The sequence below is a fragment of the Pseudomonas sp. CFII64 genome (genome assembly GCF_000416235.1).
Taxonomy (GTDB): domain Bacteria; phylum Pseudomonadota; class Gammaproteobacteria; order Pseudomonadales; family Pseudomonadaceae; genus Aquipseudomonas.
In genome coordinates this window covers 1-15795 of sequence record NZ_ATLO01000028.1, presented here as the reverse complement: position 1 = coordinate 15795, position 15795 = coordinate 1, and the positions used below count along the sequence as shown (strand labels likewise).

The following is a 15795-nucleotide window of genomic DNA, read 5'->3' as shown; positions in this document are numbered from 1 at the left end:
CCACGGCGGTCCGGACTTAACGAAACAATGAAACACAATGCGGGATGCTCGGATATGAGTGATCAAATGTTGAAAGTCGTGGTGCGCAAGCGTGAAGAGCAGGGCGACGGTGTGGTGGTCCTCGATCTGAGAGACCCCTTTGGTAATCCGTTGCCGGCCTTCGAAGCCGGTGCCCACGTGGATATTCACGTCAAGACCGGTCTGGTGCGCCAGTACTCGTTGTGCGGCAACCCGGCCAATGCGGGTGTTTATCGCCTGGGCGTGCTCAAGGACCCGGCTTCCCGGGGTGGCTCGCTGGCTGTACATGAGTTCCTGCACGAAGGTCAGGAAATAGAAATCAGCGCGCCGCGCAATCTGTTTCCACTGGCAACCGATGCCACTCGTTCGATCCTGATCGGTGGCGGGATTGGCATCACGCCAATGATCGCCATGGCCTATGCGCTGGAGTCGATCGAAAGCGATTTTGAGCTGCATTACTGTGGCCGCTCACGTAGCCGTAGCGCCTTCCTTGAAGAACTGGAAAGCGCCGACTATGCCCGCCACGTCTTCACCCATTTCGATGATGAAGACGCGGCGCAAAAACTGGATCTGTCCGCCGTACTGGGCGCTCCGGCCACTGGTGTGCATGTGTATGTCTGCGGTCCGGCAGGCTTCATGGACTGGGTCATCGCCGAGGCCTTGAAGGCTGGGTATGCCGACGATCATGTACACCGCGAATACTTCCAGGTGGAAGTCGATGGGTCCGGTGCCGGTTTCGAAGTGGTCGCCGAGCGCAGCGGCAAGACCGTTCAGGTCGCCGAAGGCCAGAGCATCGTCGATGCCTTGTCAGCCGTGGGCATCAAAATCGAAATTTCCTGTGAGCAGGGCGTCTGCGGCACTTGTCTGTGCGACGTACTGGAAGGCGAGCCCGATCACCGCGACGTTTACCTCACCGACGATGAAAAGGCCGCCAACGACCAGATCCTGGTGTGTTGCTCGCGGGCCAAATCAAAAAAGCTGGTTTTGGATATCTGATCCAACGGAGGCAACACCATGGTCGATTTGACTGGATTTCGTAACGCGATGGCGCTGTTGGGCGGCGCCGTTTCGGTCATTACCACGGACGGCCCTGCAGGCCGTTTCGGGTTCACCGCTTCGGCGGTCTGCAGCGTCACCGATTCGCCGCCCACCTTGCTGGTGTGCATGAATCGTTCGTCACATTCCAATGTGCATTTCAAAACCAACGGCGTGCTCAGCGTCAATGTGCTGACTGCCGAGCACCAAGATATTTCCGGGGTGTTCGCCAACCGGGAGATGGACGCCGAACAACGTTTCGCCAGCGCCCAATGGCACACCATGGAAAGCGGTGCGCCGATGCTGGACCAGGCATTGGTCAGTTTCGATTGCCGGATTGCCCAGGCCCATGAAGTGGGTTCACACACGATTTTCTACTGTGAAATTCTCGACCTGTGCATGGGTGCTTCTCAAGAAGGGTTGGTGTATTTCAATCGCGCCTATCACCGTTTGAGTGAAGCCTCCTCGGCGCAGAAGGCCTACAAGGCTGTCGCCTCATAACGCCTGAGGCCGACTTGCGCTGCGGCGCTGATCTGCAAAAACTCCTTTGGTCAGGCCTACTCAGCCTGGCTTTTTTTATCCAGTGTTAAGCAAGGTGCGAGCGCCTTGTTAATGCTGTGAGCCAGGCCCGGGCATTAAATGAAACTCTATGAATTGATCACCTTCACCTTACGTGTCCGTACACCCGCATCCGCACTGGACATCCTCGAAGGCACCCTGGCGCTACCTGGCGTGGGCGGCACATTGATGGGCTGCTGGGTATCGGAGATTGGCCCGTTGAATCAAGTATTGGTGTTTCGTGGTTTCAGCGATGAGTTCGCGAGGCAGAACGAGCGTGAGCGTTATTTGCTGGCGGCTGACGCCTTCGGAATCGAAGCATTGATGCTCGACATGACCGTCGAAATTACACGATATTTCCCTTTATCAAACCCTTGAAGCCAGGAAAGTACGGGCCATTCTACGAGTTGCGTCAATACAACCTGATCCCCTCGGGGCTGACACCAACGCTGGCGGGTTGGGAGAAATCGGCAGGGCCAAGAACGGCTTCAACCTACTCGCCGGTTTACGGCGCGTTTTACGCGACTGATGGCCGCACACCGCGCTATCTACATATCTGGCCGTACGCAACGCTGGAGCAACGTCTTGATGTGCGAGGTCGTGCGGTCGCTGATGGCGTTTGGCCCCCGGAAAACTCCGGGCCTCAATTGCTGGAGATGCGTTCAACCGTTTGCCTGCCGGCAGGCTTTTCTCCGCTGAATTGATGGCTGTCGACACAGCGGTGCACTGATCATTAAAGACAGCCAGCGCCCCATCAGCGGGAAGTCGTGATACCTTGTTTGCCGATAAGGATAGGGTAGGGGGGTATAGTATGGGTCACCTGACTGCTAACAAAGACGATCTGCTCAAGCGCGTAAAGCGCATTGCCGGGCAGATCCAGGCGGTGCAACGGGCTTTGGAGTCTGATGACGATTGCGCCAAGACACTGCACTTGGTCGCAGCTACTCGCGGTGCGATCAACGGCTTGATGGACGAAATCATCGAAGACCACGCCCGAGAGCATGTTGCCAACCCGAGCCTCAGCGATGAGGAGCGTAACAAGGGTGTCGAAGAGCTACTTGAGGCGATCCGACGCTATTCCAAGTGATGCCGCAGGCGTGATTTTATGAACAGTAGCAATAGCTATACCCATGAGCACTTCTACCTAGGCTCGGCTCACGATGAAAATGCCAAACGCACTCTCTGGGTGGTGATGCTCACTGTCGCCATGATGGTGGGTGAGATAGCTGCCGGATACATGACCGGATCCATGGCGTTGCTCGCGGATGGGTTTCATATGGCCACCCATGCAGGGGCGCTGGGCATTGCCGCTGCCGCCTACGCCTATGCAAAGCGTAACGCCAAGAGCCAGCGTTACAGCTTCGGCACCGGAAAGGTCGGAGATCTGGGCGGCTTCGCATCGGCCTTGATACTCGGGCTGGTTTCTTTGGGAATCGGCGTGGAGTCGGTTATCCGTCTGTTCCAGCCAACCGAGGTCGAGTTCGGCACCGCTACGCTCATCGCTGTTGTCGGTTTGCTGGTCAATATTGTCAGCGCATTGTTGCTGGGTCATGGTCACAGCCAAAGCCACTCACACGAACCGGGTCACGAGCATAGCCATCATGGCCACGATAACAACTTGAGGTCGGCATACGTTCACGTGGTTGCTGATGCCCTGACATCGGTGCTTGCCATTGCGGCGCTGCTTGCAGGGCGTTATCTGGGTTGGATCTGGCTTGATCCGGTGATGGGTATCGTTGGTGCAGTTGTGATTGCCCGCTGGGCATGGCTTTTGATGGCGGCGACCGCAGGCGTCTTGCTGGATCAGACTGATGAGCATGTCGCGCAGGAAATTCGTGAGCTGGTGGAGCAGGCGGGTGATGCGACTATCACGGATTTGCACGTCTGGCGCGTGGGGCCAGAGGCTCATGCGGCTATCGTGAGTGTTCTGGGTAACTCGACAACGAATGCCGATACGATTCGCGAGCGCCTCAAGCCGGTCCACGAAGTGAGCCACTTGACCATAGAGTTTCGCGCTGTTGCTGTAACCTGATTTCTAAGATGGGCTCTGGAGCCGATCGATTCATTAGTTCTTCAGCCAACCAAAGCCCTTGCTGCAACAGTTTTCTGCTTATAGCGTTCACTCGCAAGTTATTGGGCGCGAAAGTCTGCCACGACTTCCTCGGTGCCAGCAGTGGTCAACCCGATGATCTGGTAACCGCTGCGCCGGCCACCGGATTCCATGCCAGGCGATCCCATGGGCATGCCGGGTGCGGCGAGGCCAATCAAATCCGCTCGTCTGCTGAGCTCTGCTATTTGCTCTACAGGCACGTGACCTTCCACAAATTTCCCATTCACCACACCGGTATGACAAGACCCGAGTTGCGCGGGCACACCCAGCTTTTCCTTCACCAGGCTCATGTTGTCTTCGAGATGATCGACCACGGTGTAGCCGTGATCCTGCAGGTAGGCGATCCATTTGCTACAGCAGCCACAATTGGGATCCCGATGAACATCAATGGACAACTGCGGCGCTGCCTGTAGAACGGAAGCGAAACCGATTATTGTCGCGGCGGTGAGGATGAAAGCTTGGCGTTTAGCTGAAAGCAGGCGCATTGATTGTACTCACAGAAATTAAGGGAACGCATGAACTGATCCAGCTCGTGGCAAGGCTACACGACTTAATCTCCGGTTATGTTAGGTCTCGTGGCTGCGAGAGCTGAAGGCATGCATAAGGGGCAGCAACAGAAGACTGCCCCTTATACGATTACTTTAGTTTTTTAGGCAAGGCGAAGGCAATCATGAAGTCACCATGGTCTGGTGCCGCACGTGCGCCGTTGGCGGTGACCACGACAAACTGCCGTCCATCCTCGGGCGAGATGAACACCAGAGGTGTGGCGCCCGCGCCAACTGGCAATGGACTTTTCCAGACTACTTCGCCTGTCAGGCTGTTCAGTGCCCGCAGGTAGTAGTCAGAGGTTGCGGAGAAGAAGATCAGCCCCGAACCGGTTGGCGTCGAGCCACCCAGGGTAGGCATGCCCAGCTCGATTGGAAGATGCGTGCGCATCCCCAGCGGGCCGAACTGCTCTGGTGTACCCAGGGAGCGGTGCCAGAGCACCTTTTGCGTTTTCATGTCGATGGCGGCCATCGTACCGAATGGCGGGGTAGTGCATGGCACGCCAAGGAACGACTGGACCATACCGCGCTCAGCACCGTACGGCGTATTGTTCATTGGCACCACACCACCCACGCTGTGAGAACCTTTGCCAGTGAGGGCGGCGCGAGCCATCTGGTCTTCGCGAGTCAGCAGACGAGCCTTCATCATGACCCGCATGTCGTTGACGATCATGAGGTCATGCTGCTTGTCGATGGACTGACCACCCCAGTTGGTGGTGCCGTACCAGGACGGGTTCTGCAAGTACCAATCCATCTGCGGCGGCGTGTAGTCGCCCGCGTAGTAAAGGCCCTTGAACTGAACGCGGCAGTTCAACTGGTCAATCGGCGTAATGCCCCACATCATGGCTTCGTTCAGGACGGCATCACGCATCTGCGGCATGCCGACTGAATAAGGCTGGGTCTTGGAAAGGTTTTCGCCTTTGACGCCGTTGGTAGGCACCGCACGCTCTTCGACCTTGGTGATCGGCACCCCGGTGCGGCGATCGAGCATAAAGATCTCGCCGTTTTTGCTTGCCTGGACCAGAGCAGGAATCCGCCCACCTTTACCGTCAGGCATGTCATAAAGCACAGGCTTGGACGGCAGGTCGTAATCCCAGACATCATGATGCACGAGCTGGAATACCCAGCGCTCCTGGCCGGTGGTGGCGTCCACGGCGACTACCGAGGTGCTGACGCGATCAGTCGCTGCTGAACGCATGCCACCGAACAGGTCAGGGGTGCCATTGCCGGTCGGCAGGTACACCATGTTCAGTTCGGCATCGTAGGTCGGAGTCGCCCACGTATTGGGGGTGCTGCGTGTGTAGCTTTTGCCTTCTGCCGGTGGATTCGGCTCGCCAGGGCGACCCACATCCCACGCCCAGGTGAATTGACCCGTTACCGCGTCGAATGCCCGGACAACGCCGGAAGGCTCGTCAGTTGACTGATTATCCATCACCCAGCCGCCAACGATGAGATTCTTGCCTGCCAGCAGCGGGCCGGAAGTCGGGTTGTAGAACCCTGGAATCACCGCACCCATGCCGGCAGCGAGGAAGACGGTGCCGTTTTCCCCGAAGGTTGGCACCGGCAAACCGGTGTTTGCATCCAGAGCGATCAGGCGCATGTCGCCGGTAGTGACGTAAATGCGCTTTTTGCCGGGGGCATCGTCAGCCAGGCCAGGCACTTCGTAATAGGCCAGCGAGCGGCAGCGCATCCAGTTCGCCGCTGCTTCAGGGTCAACTTTCGGATTGAAATGCCAGAGCTGTTCCCCAGTGTCGCCGCGTAAGGCAAAGACCTGGTTGGTCGGGGTGCAAGGGTAGAGAACGTTGCCGATCTGCAAGGGCGTGTTCTGGTTTTCGCGGCCGTTAGCCGTGATGTCGCCGGAGCGAAAGGTCCAGGCGATCTGCAAATTCTTGACGTTATCCAGGGTGATCTGCGCGTCCGGCGTAAAGCCTTCGCCCGATGGCGTACGGCCGAAACCGACGGATTGCGCCTTGTCCGAACCTGGGTTGTAGTCCGAGGCCACTTGCGGGGTAGACGTCGGCTTAACCAGCCAGATCGGATACAAGGCATTGACGAAGGCAGCCACCAGCGCCAGCAAGATAACGGTCGCAATCCCATAAGAGACGGGTCGTACTTTTTTACTGCCCCGCGCCTGCGGCAAAGCCGGCGCGCACAGTGCAATCAGTAATCCTAATACAGCGAACATCCCCAACCGTGCAGCAAGAGGCCAAAATTGCAGCCCGGCCTCCCACAGTGACCACACCAGCGTCACGGCAAAGAAAGCGCTATAGAGGTAAACCGCTCGCAGATCCAGTCGCATGAGCATGACGGCTGTGACGATTAGCGCAATGCCGGCCGGCAGGTAGTAAAACGAGCCTCCCAAACCAATCAACTGCGCGCCGGCGTAACCCAGGTAGCCACCTGTGATCAAAAGTATTACGCCAACAGTGACCGTATAGACCCGCAGCCAGGGCGAGACTCTTGAAGGGCCAGGTTTATGATCTGATGACACGTCGGAAATCCTCGTAATTTAGGAACTACATCCGCTGAAAATCGCCCGAACTCATGGGCGTGGATCGTAGGTAGGTGGGCTTGAAATAAAGGGCGACAATATGTCGCACCATAGCGGGATGCTATCACTTACAGCACAATTGATAGACGATCCGCATGTCTACTCAGGGTAGATCTGGAGGAAACAATGCCGATGTGATTTAGCTCAGTTCATAGCTAACCGCCTGCCGGATAACAATGTCGGCAGGCAGCTGTTTGATCATCAAACTATTGATGTTTTATTGTTTCTGGGGGTCGAACTGCTTGTCACGGATAAACAACGCGGGAATCACACCACAGATGAAATAGGCTGCGCCCATCACTAGGAAGCCGACCCCGATCGAGCCATGGGACGCCAGGAACCCAATAGCCGCTGGAGCAATCGCCGCACCCAGACGTCCTATGTTGTAAGCGCCGCCGACGGCAGAGCCGCGAAACTTGGCTTCGAAACTTTCGGTCATGTAGGTGGCATTTACTCCGTAAGGAATGCCGTACAGGAACCCGAATACCACCAGCATCCACAGGATATTTTCCGGGCTCTGGAACAACACGATGATCGGTAGAAACACCGCAGTTCCCAAGGCACCAAAAGCGAAGACGGCGCGGCGACCGATTCGATCGGCGGCGAACCCGGCAATGATTTTACCGAGGATCATGGCTGTGTAAGTGCCAACCATATAGCCGGTCATGGACTTGAGGTTCATGCCCAATTCACTTTCCAGATAGGTTGGCATCCAGTTGTTCACGCCGTAGTAGCCAAACTGCAGAAAGCCCGCCGTCAGCGCCCAGCAGGTGAACATTAGGCGAGCCTTGGGATCCCCGAAAATCTGTTTGTACATGCTCTCGCGCTTGACCGTCGCGTGCTGCAAACCACCGTTGATTTTCTGCTTCGCACGTTCTGCCTGTGCGTTGACCCAGGCTTGTGGCTCCGGCACGAAACGTTGCATGAACACGGCAAGGATGACTGGAATAATCGCGATGTAGAACAGCCAGCGCCAGCCATGGATCGGCAGGATCCATCCGGCCAGTAACGTCGCGACGATATAGCCCACCGACCAGCCGGCTTGTAACGTACCCAACACTGTGGTGCGAAAGCGCGTGGGTACGTATTCCGCCATCAGGGTGTTGCAGGCCACATATAAGGCACCGATGCCCAGTGACGCCAGGAAACGGGTAATTGCAAACTGCCAGTAGTTCTGCGTGAGACCGAGCACGGCTGTGCCGATGGAGAAGAGGATGATGCTCCAGACGACAGTTTTTACCCGTCCGAAACGATCGCAGGCCCAGCCTCCGTAAATACCGCCAATCGCCATGCCTGCCAGGGTGAAACTTCCCAGGCTACCGGCTTCGACGTTGGTCAGGCCGAATTCAGCCTTCAGGCTACTGAGGCTGTAGGAGAGAAGCATCAGATCAGCGCCATCAATCAACAACCCAAGAAAGCAGAAAACGAATACCAATACCCACGTGTTCTTTTTGGCCAATGCCTGGGCATTGACCTGAGCTACAGCTTCCATCACGTCACCTTGTTGTATTTATAGGGAGCAGGGGGCTTGAGTCCGAGCGGTCAGCTCTGGGCGGCGCGAATCATGTTGCGGGCAATGACCAGCTGTTGAATCTGGGTCGTACCTTCGTAGATCCGGAAAAGTCGTACGTCGCGATAGAACCGCTCGATGCTGTATTCGCTGACATAGCCGGCACCGCCGTGGATCTGTACGCCACGGTCAGCTACCCGGCCGCACATCTCGGTGGCGAACATCTTGGCGCAGGAGGCCTCGGTGCCTATGTTCAGACCCAGGTCACGTTTTTGTGCGGCATCGAGCACCATGCAGCGCGCGGCATAGATTTCCGCCTTACTGTCGGCGAGCATTGCTTGGATCAGTTGAAACTCGGCAATCGGCTTGCCGAACTGTTTACGCTCGATTGCGTAGTTCAACGAGTCAGACAGCATGCGTTCTGCGGCACCCACGCTCAGAGCAGCAATATGCAGGCGACCTTTATCCAGCACTTTCATGGCGGTTTTGAACCCGACACCTTCTACACCACCGATGAGTTGGCTGGCGGGAACCCGGACATTCTCGAAGATGACATCGCTGGTGTGAGCGCCTTTCTGACCCATCTTGTGATCAGGTTTGCCGAGGAATATGCCCGGCGTGTCGCGCTCTACGATGAAGGCACTGATACCCCCCGAGCCCTTGATCTCGGCATTTGTGCGAGCCATGACCGTGAAGATGCCGGCATGGGGCGCGTTGGTGATGAAGCGTTTGGTGCCGTTGATGATGTAATGATCGCCGTCGCGTACCGCAGTGGTTTTTAGCGACGCAGCATCTGAACCCGAATCTGGCTCGGTGAGACAGAAGGCACTCAGAAGTTCGCCCGAGGCTAGTTTTGGCAGGTATTTGAGTTTTTGTTCCTGGCTGCCGTCAAGCAGAATGCCAATCGAACCGATGCCGTTGTTAGTGCCAATGTAGGAGCGAAAAGCCGGAGAGGTGCGCCCCAGTTCGAAGGCGATGTTCACCTCTTCTTCCATGGTGACGCCCATGCCGCCGAACTCTTCGGGAATGGTCAGCCCGAACAGCCCCATCTCTTGCAACTGGCCGACGATATCCTCCGGGATGTTGTCCGTCTCGGCCACCTCGTTTTCCCGTGGAATCAAGGCTTCGTTGACAAACTGGCGTAGGGAATCCAGGAGGATCTGAAGGGTTTCGGTGTCACGGATCATGTGCGCTCCTCAAGGCCCTTGAACGGGCCATTTATTAGGGCGCCGATACCGTTGCGTCAGCGAGCAGCGGCGCCAATGTTGTTAACCATGTCGATCAGACGTGGGGCAATCTCGTCCTCAAGCTTCTCGCGTGGCAACTGAAAGCTCGGGCCACCGCAGTTGAACGCCAGCAATCCGTACTGCGGGTGCACCAGCGGCACGGCAACCGAGTTAACATCCCGGTGCCATTCACCCACCGACAGGCAGTACCCGTAATCGGCATAGTCCCTGAAGGCACGGTCCAGCCCTTTGCGCAGAGCGGGCCACTGGACCGTTTCACGCTGGCGGATGTGGTCCAGCAAAAACTCCCGCTCTGTTTCCGGCATTGCCGCCAGGCAAGCCCGGCCCATCGAACTCTGTGCCAGTGGCAGATAACTGCCTATCTGGCGGCGCATGGTCATGTTGCCCTGACCCTGAACCACATCCAGGTACACCATCTGAAGCCGGTCACGGGCGGCCATCGCAACCGCTGCCTGAGCGTGATTGGCCAGGTCTTCCATCAGTGGATGGGCGACGGCGCGAATCGACAGATTCGACAGCATTGAGTATCCGAAGCCAAGCACACCGACATCCAGTTGGTATTTGCCCGAGTGCACTTCGCGCTTGAGACATCCCAGGCGCATTAAGGTATTGGTCAGGCGCGTCACGGTCGGCTTGGGCAGCCCGGTCATTCTGGCCAAGTCCTGATTACCCAATACGTTCGCCCGCGGCGTGAAACATCTCAGCAGCTCAAGGCCACGAGCCAGGGCCGTCACAAACTGGCCACTGCCTTCCTCTTCATTCATCCCACTTGCCGGATCCAGCTTGCCCATGCTCAGCAAGCCGAAATCAGTTGAGTCACTGGTGTCCACTGCGGACGAATCTGCCTTGTTGCGAGCCATGTTAAAACCCCAATTCTTGGAAATGCAAGAAAATAAAATACAGTTTCGCAGAGCGAAACAAAAGTCCTATTGTCGATCAAACATGAAAAAGAGCTTGTTTCTGTCGGTATCGTGTTGTTTTACGCGGGAAGACTAAAGTTTTATTGATTAACTGTTTACAGCGTCTGAAGACCGTCTCTATGATAAATCAGTATTTCGGTATCTAGTTTCGCTTAGCGAAACACAATAAGAGAGAAAATATGAACTCCCCAAATGAGCCAGTTGTCATCCTTGAAATAGGCGACGACGCTGTCGCACTCTTGCGTATCTCACGCCCAGAAGCCAAAAACGCCCTGAACAGCGCCGTACGCGAACAACTCGCCGAGCAGTTTCGCACGCTGGCCGCTGATAAAAAGGTGCGTGCCATTGTTCTGACCGGGGGCGAGCAGTGCTTTGTCGCTGGTGCCGACATTCGCGAGTTCGCTGACGCGACCCCCGTCGAGATGTACCTGCGCCATACCGAATACCTGTGGGAAGCCATTGGCCGTTGCCCGAAACCGGTGATCGCAGCGGTGAACGGATTCGCGCTGGGCGGTGGCTGTGAGCTGGCGATGCACTGCGACATTATCGTCGCCGGTGAGTCCGCTCGATTTGGACAGCCGGAGGTCAAGCTCGGCCTGATGCCCGGGGCGGGGGGAACCCAGCGTCTGGTCCGCGCTGTCGGTAAATTCCAGGCGATGCGCATTGCCCTGACAGGTTGCCTGGTTCCGGCCCCCGAGGCGTTGGCCATGGGGATGGTCAGCGAGGTGGTGAATGACGACCAGACAATCTCCCGCGCACTGGAACTGGCTGCCCAGATCGCTGCCTTGCCACCGTTGGCCGTGGCGCAGATTAAAGAAGTGATGTTGGCGGGTGCGGATTTGCCGCTGGACAGCGCGCTGGTGCTTGAGCGCAAGGCGTTCCAGTTGCTGTTTGATTCCAAGGACCAGAAAGAAGGCGCTCGCGCCTTTCTGGAAAAGCGTAAAGCCAGCTTCGCAGGAGAATGACCCATGACACGCGTGATTAATCACATGGCCATCGTCGGTGCCGGCGTGATGGGCACGGGTATTGCCCAGATCGCCGCCCAGGCGGGTATTCGAGTGACCCTGTTCGACAATCGTGAAGGCGCAGCTCAGGGGGCCAGGGATAACCTGGAGCGGACCTTGGGCAAACTGGTGAGCAAGGGAAAAATCACCAGCAGCGATGCGCAACTGATCCTCGGGCAGCTTGAAGTCGCCACTTCTCTGGCTGACTTGAAGAGCGTTGACCTGGTGGTCGAGGCCATCATCGAACGTCTCGATGCCAAACAGGCCTTGCTGGCCGAGCTGGAAGCCGTTGTGGCCGATGACTGCATTCTGACCTCCAACACCTCTTCACTGTCGGTGACCAGCATTGCACGCGGCTGTCGGCGCCCGGAGCGTGTCGCCGGCTTCCACTTTTTCAACCCTGTGCCCCTGATGAAAGTTGTGGAAGTCATCGACGGTCTGGCCACTGATCCAATGATTGGCGACTGCCTACAGGCGTTGGCGTCGCGCATGGGTCACCGGGGTATTCGAGCCAAGGACACCCCGGGCTTTATCATCAACCATGCCGGGCGCGCTTACAGCACCGAAGCGCTGCAGATCCTCAAGGAGGGCGTGGCCGAGCCCGCCGAGATCGACCGCATTCTGCGCGATGGCCTGGGCTTTCGCATGGGGCCGCTGGAATTGTTCGACTTGACGGCGTTGGACGTTTCCCACCCGGTTATCGAGTCGATCTATAACCAGTTTTATCAAGAACCTCGTTACCGGCCGGCGGCGCTTACTCGCCAGATGCTGGACGCCGGGTACGTGGGCCGCAAGGTCGGACGCGGGTTTTACCACTACGCCGACGGCCAGAAGATCGATGCAGCCCAGCCCCAGGTGGTGCCGACCGTGAGCGCGCTGCCGCCGGTCTGGCTCGGCACTGAGAGCGAAGCGGATCGTGCTGCCTTGACGGCCTTGCTGCAGACGCTGGGCTCGCAAGTCGAGCAGGGCGCGAAGCCATCCAGTGAAGCCCTCTGTCTGCTTGCGCCCTATGGTCTGGATGCTACGGCTGCCGCCGGAAAGTTTGCCACTGACCCGACGCGCACCGTTTGCATCGACCCGCTGCTGGACCTAGGCCGCTATCGCACGTTGATGCCAACACCGGCCACCCGCATTGATATGCGCGATGCGGCTCATGCGCTGTTGGCCCGCGACGGGGTCGGAGTCAGCGTGATCCGCGATAGCGTGGGCTTTGTCGCCCAGCGCGTGCTGGGAATGATCGTCAACCTGGCGGGCGACATCGTTCAACAAGGCATCGCCAGTGTCGACGATCTCGACGAAGGCGTGCGCCGCGGCCTGGGCTACCCACAGGGCCCTCTGGCGTGGGGCGATGAGGTGGGTGCCGAACGTCTGCTCACGATCATGCAGCGCATGACCGAACTGACCGGGGATCCGCGCTATCGCCCGGGCCCGTGGTTGCGTCGTCGAGCGGCGCTTGGCTTATCCCTGCGCCACAGTGAACCGGCGCTTAACTGATCTCAGCATTCCAGGAGTTTTCCATGCTTGACGCTTATATCTTTGCGGGGCTGCGAACGCCATTCGGTCGCCACGGTGGAGCCCTCGCGCCCATTCGCCCGGACGATCTCGCTGCCCACGTTATCCGCCAATTACTCACTCGCCACGACATCCCTGGCGAAACCATTGAGGATGTGATCCTCGGCAACACCAATCAGGCCGGTGAGGACAGCCGTAACATCGCCCGGCATGCGGCGCTACTGGCAGGCTTGCCGGTGACGGTCCCTGGGCAAACGATAAACCGCCTGTGTGCCAGTGGTCTGGCCGCAGTGATTGATGCTGCGCGTGCGGTGACGTGCGGGGAAGGTGATCTGTTCGTGGCAGGCGGTGTGGAAAGCATGTCCCGGGCGCCCTTTGTCATGGCCAAGGCTGAGGCTGCCTACAGTCGCGATTTCACCGTAGTTGACAGCACCATCGGCGCGCGCTTTCCCAATCCGAAAATCACTGCCAAGTATGGCAATGACACCATGCCCCAGACCGGCGATAACGTCGCTTCTGATTTTGGTATAAGTCGTGAGCAAGCGGACCTCTTTGCCGCGGGCTCCCAGGCCCGTTACGAAGCTGCACGCCAGGCCGGTTTCTTCACTGACGAACTGCTCGCTGTGAGCGTCCCTACGGGTCACAAGACGCCGCCGACTCTTGTTGATCAGGACGAGCATCCGCGCCCGCAATCTGATCTGGCGGCCCTCGCTCGGCTCAAGCCGTTGTCCGAGGGCGGCGTGGTCACTGCCGGTAACGCATCGGGCGTCAACGACGGTGCGGCCGCGTTGCTCATCGGCTCCAAAGCTGCTGGCGAACGTCACGGCCTAGTGCCTATGGTACGTATTCTGTCTGCTGCGGCCGTGGGCGTTGCACCCCGGATCATGGGCGTCGGCCCGGTCGAGGCGATCAACAAGGCGCTGGATCGCGCCGGTTTGACTCTGGCGGCCATGGACATTATCGAAATCAATGAAGCCTTCGCCTCCCAGGTATTGGGCTGCCTCAAAGGACTAGATGTAGCTTTCGATGATCCGCGTGTCAATCCCAATGGCGGCGCCATTGCGGTCGGCCATCCTCTGGGTGCATCAGGTGCGCGCCTGGCGCTCAGCACTGCCAGGGCGCTGCAAAAAAGCGGTAAGCGCCATGCAGTGGTGAGTCTGTGCATTGGGGTTGGCCAAGGGCTGGCGATGGTCATCGAGCGCGTATAAGCGCCGTAGAGAAAGGTGAAATGAAATGGGTGCTTTAACTGGATACCGTGTGCTCGACCTGAGTCGTGTACTGGCCGGCCCCTGGTGTGGCCAGACCCTGGCTGATCTCGGGGCCGAAGTGATCAAGATCGAACGACCTGGCGCGGGTGATGACACCCGTGGCTGGGGACCGCCTTGGATGGGGGACGAGAACGATGAACCCACCCGGGAAGCTTCTTATTACCAGTCTACCAATCGCGGCAAGCTATCGGTTGCACTGAACCTTGCGTCCGTCGAGGGGCAGGAGATGGTGCGTGCGCTGGCCGCCAGCTGTGATGTGCTGATTGAAAACTACAAGGCGGGCTCACTGGCCAAGTACGGGCTGGACTATGCGAGCCTGTCCGAAATCAATCCTCGGCTGGTCTATTGCTCGGTCACGGGTTTCGGCCAGACCGGGCCTCGCGCAGCCGAGCCGGGTTATGACTTCATCATCCAGGGCATTGGCGGCCTGATGAGCATCACTGGCGAACGCGATGATCTGCCGGGAGGCGGTCCGCAGAAAGTTGGCGTGGCGTTTTCCGATCTGATGACCGGGCTTTATTCGACGGTAGCCATTCAGGCTGCGCTGCTCAGTCGTGAAAAAACCGGCTTGGGTCAGCACGTCGACATGGCGCTGCTTGACGTGCAAATCGCCACGTTGTGCAACCAGAGTCAGAACTACTTGGCCTCCGGGAAACCACCGGGCCGTTATGGCAATGCCCACGCCAACATCGTGCCGTACCAGGTGTTCCGGGCCAATGACCGGGATTTCATCATTGCATGCGGCAATGACAGCCAATTCATCGCCCTGTGTAACGCCATTGGTTTGCCGGAACTGTCCAGGGACCCTAGATTTGCCCGCAACGCCGATCGGGTGACCAACCGGATAGAGGTCATCAAAACTCTGTCGGAGCATTTCCTGACCGCCTGCGCCGATGAATGGGTGCAGCGGATTCACCCTCAGGGAGTGCCGGTTGGAGCCATCAACAGCATCGCCCAGGCACTGGATGAACCGCAGGTCAAAGCGCGTGACATGCTCGTGAACATTCCCCACTCACTCAACCCTGACTTCATGACCGTGGGCAGCCCAATAAAACTGTCCGGGACACCGGTTGACTACCCGCGCGGGGCACCGATGCTGGGTGAGCACACGGATGAAGTGCTCAAGCGCCAATTGGGGCTGGGTGATGAACGTCTGGCCGAATTGAAAGCCAAAGGCGTGATCGAGCAGCTTGGCGACCGTTGAACTAAAAAAACACGAGCATCGTCAGGTGCTCTCAGGGCAATTTTACCATTGGAGCCTGCCATGAAAGTCCTCGTAGCCATCAAGCGCGTGGTCGACTACAACGTCAAGGTTCGCGTCATAGCGGACAACTCCGGCGTCGATCTCGCGAACGTCAAAATGTCGATGAACCCTTTCTGCGAAATCGCAATGGAAGAAGCCGTACGCCTGAAAGAAAAAGGTGTCGCGACCGAGATCGTCGTCGTTTCCATCGGCCCGACCACCGCTCAGGAGCAACTGCGTACCGCATTGGCACTGGGTGCCGATCGCGCCATCC

At 57.9% G+C, this 15795-nt stretch carries 13 protein-coding genes and 2 pseudogenes; 10 read left to right on the top strand and 5 right to left on the bottom strand.

All coding sequences use genetic code 11. The features are described from left to right. The first annotated feature begins 54 nt into the window (after positions 1 to 54). From CFII64_RS13000 to dmeF, 5 genes and pseudogenes are all read left to right on the top strand, one after another. Positions 55 to 1014 carry a PDR/VanB family oxidoreductase gene (locus CFII64_RS13000; RefSeq protein ID WP_020291241.1) on the top strand — a complete coding sequence of 320 codons (960 nt, stop codon included), beginning with the start codon at positions 55 to 57 and terminating at the stop codon, positions 1012 to 1014. A gap of 18 nt (positions 1015 to 1032) precedes the next feature. Beyond that, entirely contained in the window at positions 1033 to 1554 is a 522-nt protein-coding gene (locus CFII64_RS12995) for a flavin reductase (protein ID WP_020291240.1), read from the top strand. A gap of 138 nt (positions 1555 to 1692) precedes the next feature. After that, positions 1693 to 2315: pseudogene (locus CFII64_RS12990) on the top strand (NIPSNAP family protein). A 107-nt stretch (positions 2316 to 2422) separates the two neighbouring features. Then, positions 2423 to 2698, top strand: a complete 276-nt coding sequence (locus CFII64_RS12985) for a metal/formaldehyde-sensitive transcriptional repressor (protein ID WP_020291239.1) — start codon at positions 2423 to 2425, stop codon at positions 2696 to 2698. An 18-nt stretch (positions 2699 to 2716) separates the two neighbouring features. Further along, positions 2717 to 3643 carry a CDF family Co(II)/Ni(II) efflux transporter DmeF gene (gene dmeF, locus CFII64_RS12980; protein WP_020291238.1) on the top strand — a complete coding sequence of 309 codons (927 nt, stop codon included), beginning with the start codon at positions 2717 to 2719 and terminating at the stop codon, positions 3641 to 3643. 98 nt (positions 3644 to 3741) lie between these two features. On the opposite strand, the gene CFII64_RS12975 is transcribed toward dmeF, so the two are convergent. From CFII64_RS12975 to CFII64_RS12955, 5 genes are all read right to left on the bottom strand, one after another. Next, on the bottom strand, positions 3742 to 4206 hold the full coding sequence (locus CFII64_RS12975) for a DUF411 domain-containing protein (RefSeq protein WP_020291237.1): 465 nt from the start codon (positions 4204 to 4206) through the stop codon (positions 3742 to 3744). 151 nt (positions 4207 to 4357) lie between these two features. After that, positions 4358 to 6757 (bottom strand): membrane-bound PQQ-dependent dehydrogenase, glucose/quinate/shikimate family, encoded by a 2400-nt coding sequence (locus CFII64_RS12970; protein WP_156883171.1) that lies wholly within the window; start codon positions 6755 to 6757, stop codon positions 4358 to 4360. A 277-nt stretch (positions 6758 to 7034) separates the two neighbouring features. Then, a complete protein-coding gene (locus tag CFII64_RS12965; protein WP_020291235.1) occupies positions 7035 to 8309 on the bottom strand; it encodes an MFS transporter in 1275 nt (424 codons plus the stop codon). Between the two features lie 50 nt (positions 8310 to 8359). Next, on the bottom strand, positions 8360 to 9514 hold the full coding sequence (locus tag CFII64_RS12960) for an acyl-CoA dehydrogenase family protein (protein WP_020291234.1): 1155 nt from the start codon (positions 9512 to 9514) through the stop codon (positions 8360 to 8362). Between the two features lie 56 nt (positions 9515 to 9570). Next, the gene (locus CFII64_RS12955) at positions 9571 to 10434 is read right to left on the bottom strand and encodes an IclR family transcriptional regulator (RefSeq protein WP_020291233.1); all 864 of its coding nucleotides are present in this window, start codon (positions 10432 to 10434) and stop codon (positions 9571 to 9573) included. Between the two features lie 239 nt (positions 10435 to 10673). On the opposite strand from CFII64_RS12955, the gene CFII64_RS12950 reads away from it, so the two are divergent. The 5 genes and pseudogenes from CFII64_RS12950 to CFII64_RS12930 form a co-directional block, all read left to right on the top strand. After that, complete coding sequence (locus tag CFII64_RS12950; protein ID WP_020291232.1) at positions 10674 to 11459, top strand: enoyl-CoA hydratase; 786 nt, start codon at positions 10674 to 10676, stop codon at positions 11457 to 11459. A 3-nt stretch (positions 11460 to 11462) separates the two neighbouring features. Beyond that, on the top strand, positions 11463 to 12992 hold the full coding sequence (locus tag CFII64_RS12945) for a 3-hydroxyacyl-CoA dehydrogenase (RefSeq protein WP_020291231.1): 1530 nt from the start codon (positions 11463 to 11465) through the stop codon (positions 12990 to 12992). A gap of 23 nt (positions 12993 to 13015) precedes the next feature. Continuing rightward, the gene (locus tag CFII64_RS12940) at positions 13016 to 14218 is read left to right on the top strand and encodes a 3-oxoadipyl-CoA thiolase (RefSeq protein ID WP_020291230.1); all 1203 of its coding nucleotides are present in this window, start codon (positions 13016 to 13018) and stop codon (positions 14216 to 14218) included. Between the two features lie 25 nt (positions 14219 to 14243). Next, on the top strand, positions 14244 to 15482 hold the full coding sequence (locus CFII64_RS12935; RefSeq protein WP_020291229.1) for a CaiB/BaiF CoA-transferase family protein: 1239 nt from the start codon (positions 14244 to 14246) through the stop codon (positions 15480 to 15482). Between the two features lie 60 nt (positions 15483 to 15542). After that, a pseudogene (locus tag CFII64_RS12930) lies at positions 15543 to 15795 on the top strand (electron transfer flavoprotein subunit beta/FixA family protein); the annotation flags it as partial.

Excerpts from the sequence above, each read along its gene's own strand:
- CFII64_RS13000 (WP_020291241.1), top strand. The coding sequence starts at position 55 with ATGAGTGATCAAATGTTGAAAGTCGTGGTGCGCAAGCGTGAAGAGCAG.
- CFII64_RS12995 (WP_020291240.1), top strand. The coding sequence starts at position 1,033 with ATGGTCGATTTGACTGGATTTCGTAACGCGATGGCGCTGTTGGGCGGC.
- CFII64_RS12985 (WP_020291239.1), top strand. The coding sequence starts at position 2,423 with ATGGGTCACCTGACTGCTAACAAAGACGATCTGCTCAAGCGCGTAAAG.
- dmeF (WP_020291238.1), top strand. The coding sequence starts at position 2,717 with ATGAACAGTAGCAATAGCTATACCCATGAGCACTTCTACCTAGGCTCG.
- CFII64_RS12975 (WP_020291237.1), bottom strand. The coding sequence starts at position 4,206 with ATGCGCCTGCTTTCAGCTAAACGCCAAGCTTTCATCCTCACCGCCGCG.
- CFII64_RS12965 (WP_020291235.1), bottom strand. The coding sequence starts at position 8,309 with ATGGAAGCTGTAGCTCAGGTCAATGCCCAGGCATTGGCCAAAAAGAAC.
- CFII64_RS12960 (WP_020291234.1), bottom strand. The coding sequence starts at position 9,514 with ATGATCCGTGACACCGAAACCCTTCAGATCCTCCTGGATTCCCTACGC.
- CFII64_RS12955 (WP_020291233.1), bottom strand. The coding sequence starts at position 10,434 with ATGGCTCGCAACAAGGCAGATTCGTCCGCAGTGGACACCAGTGACTCA.
- CFII64_RS12950 (WP_020291232.1), top strand. The coding sequence starts at position 10,674 with ATGAACTCCCCAAATGAGCCAGTTGTCATCCTTGAAATAGGCGACGAC.
- CFII64_RS12945 (WP_020291231.1), top strand. The coding sequence starts at position 11,463 with ATGACACGCGTGATTAATCACATGGCCATCGTCGGTGCCGGCGTGATG.
- CFII64_RS12940 (WP_020291230.1), top strand. The coding sequence starts at position 13,016 with ATGCTTGACGCTTATATCTTTGCGGGGCTGCGAACGCCATTCGGTCGC.
- CFII64_RS12935 (WP_020291229.1), top strand. The coding sequence starts at position 14,244 with ATGGGTGCTTTAACTGGATACCGTGTGCTCGACCTGAGTCGTGTACTG.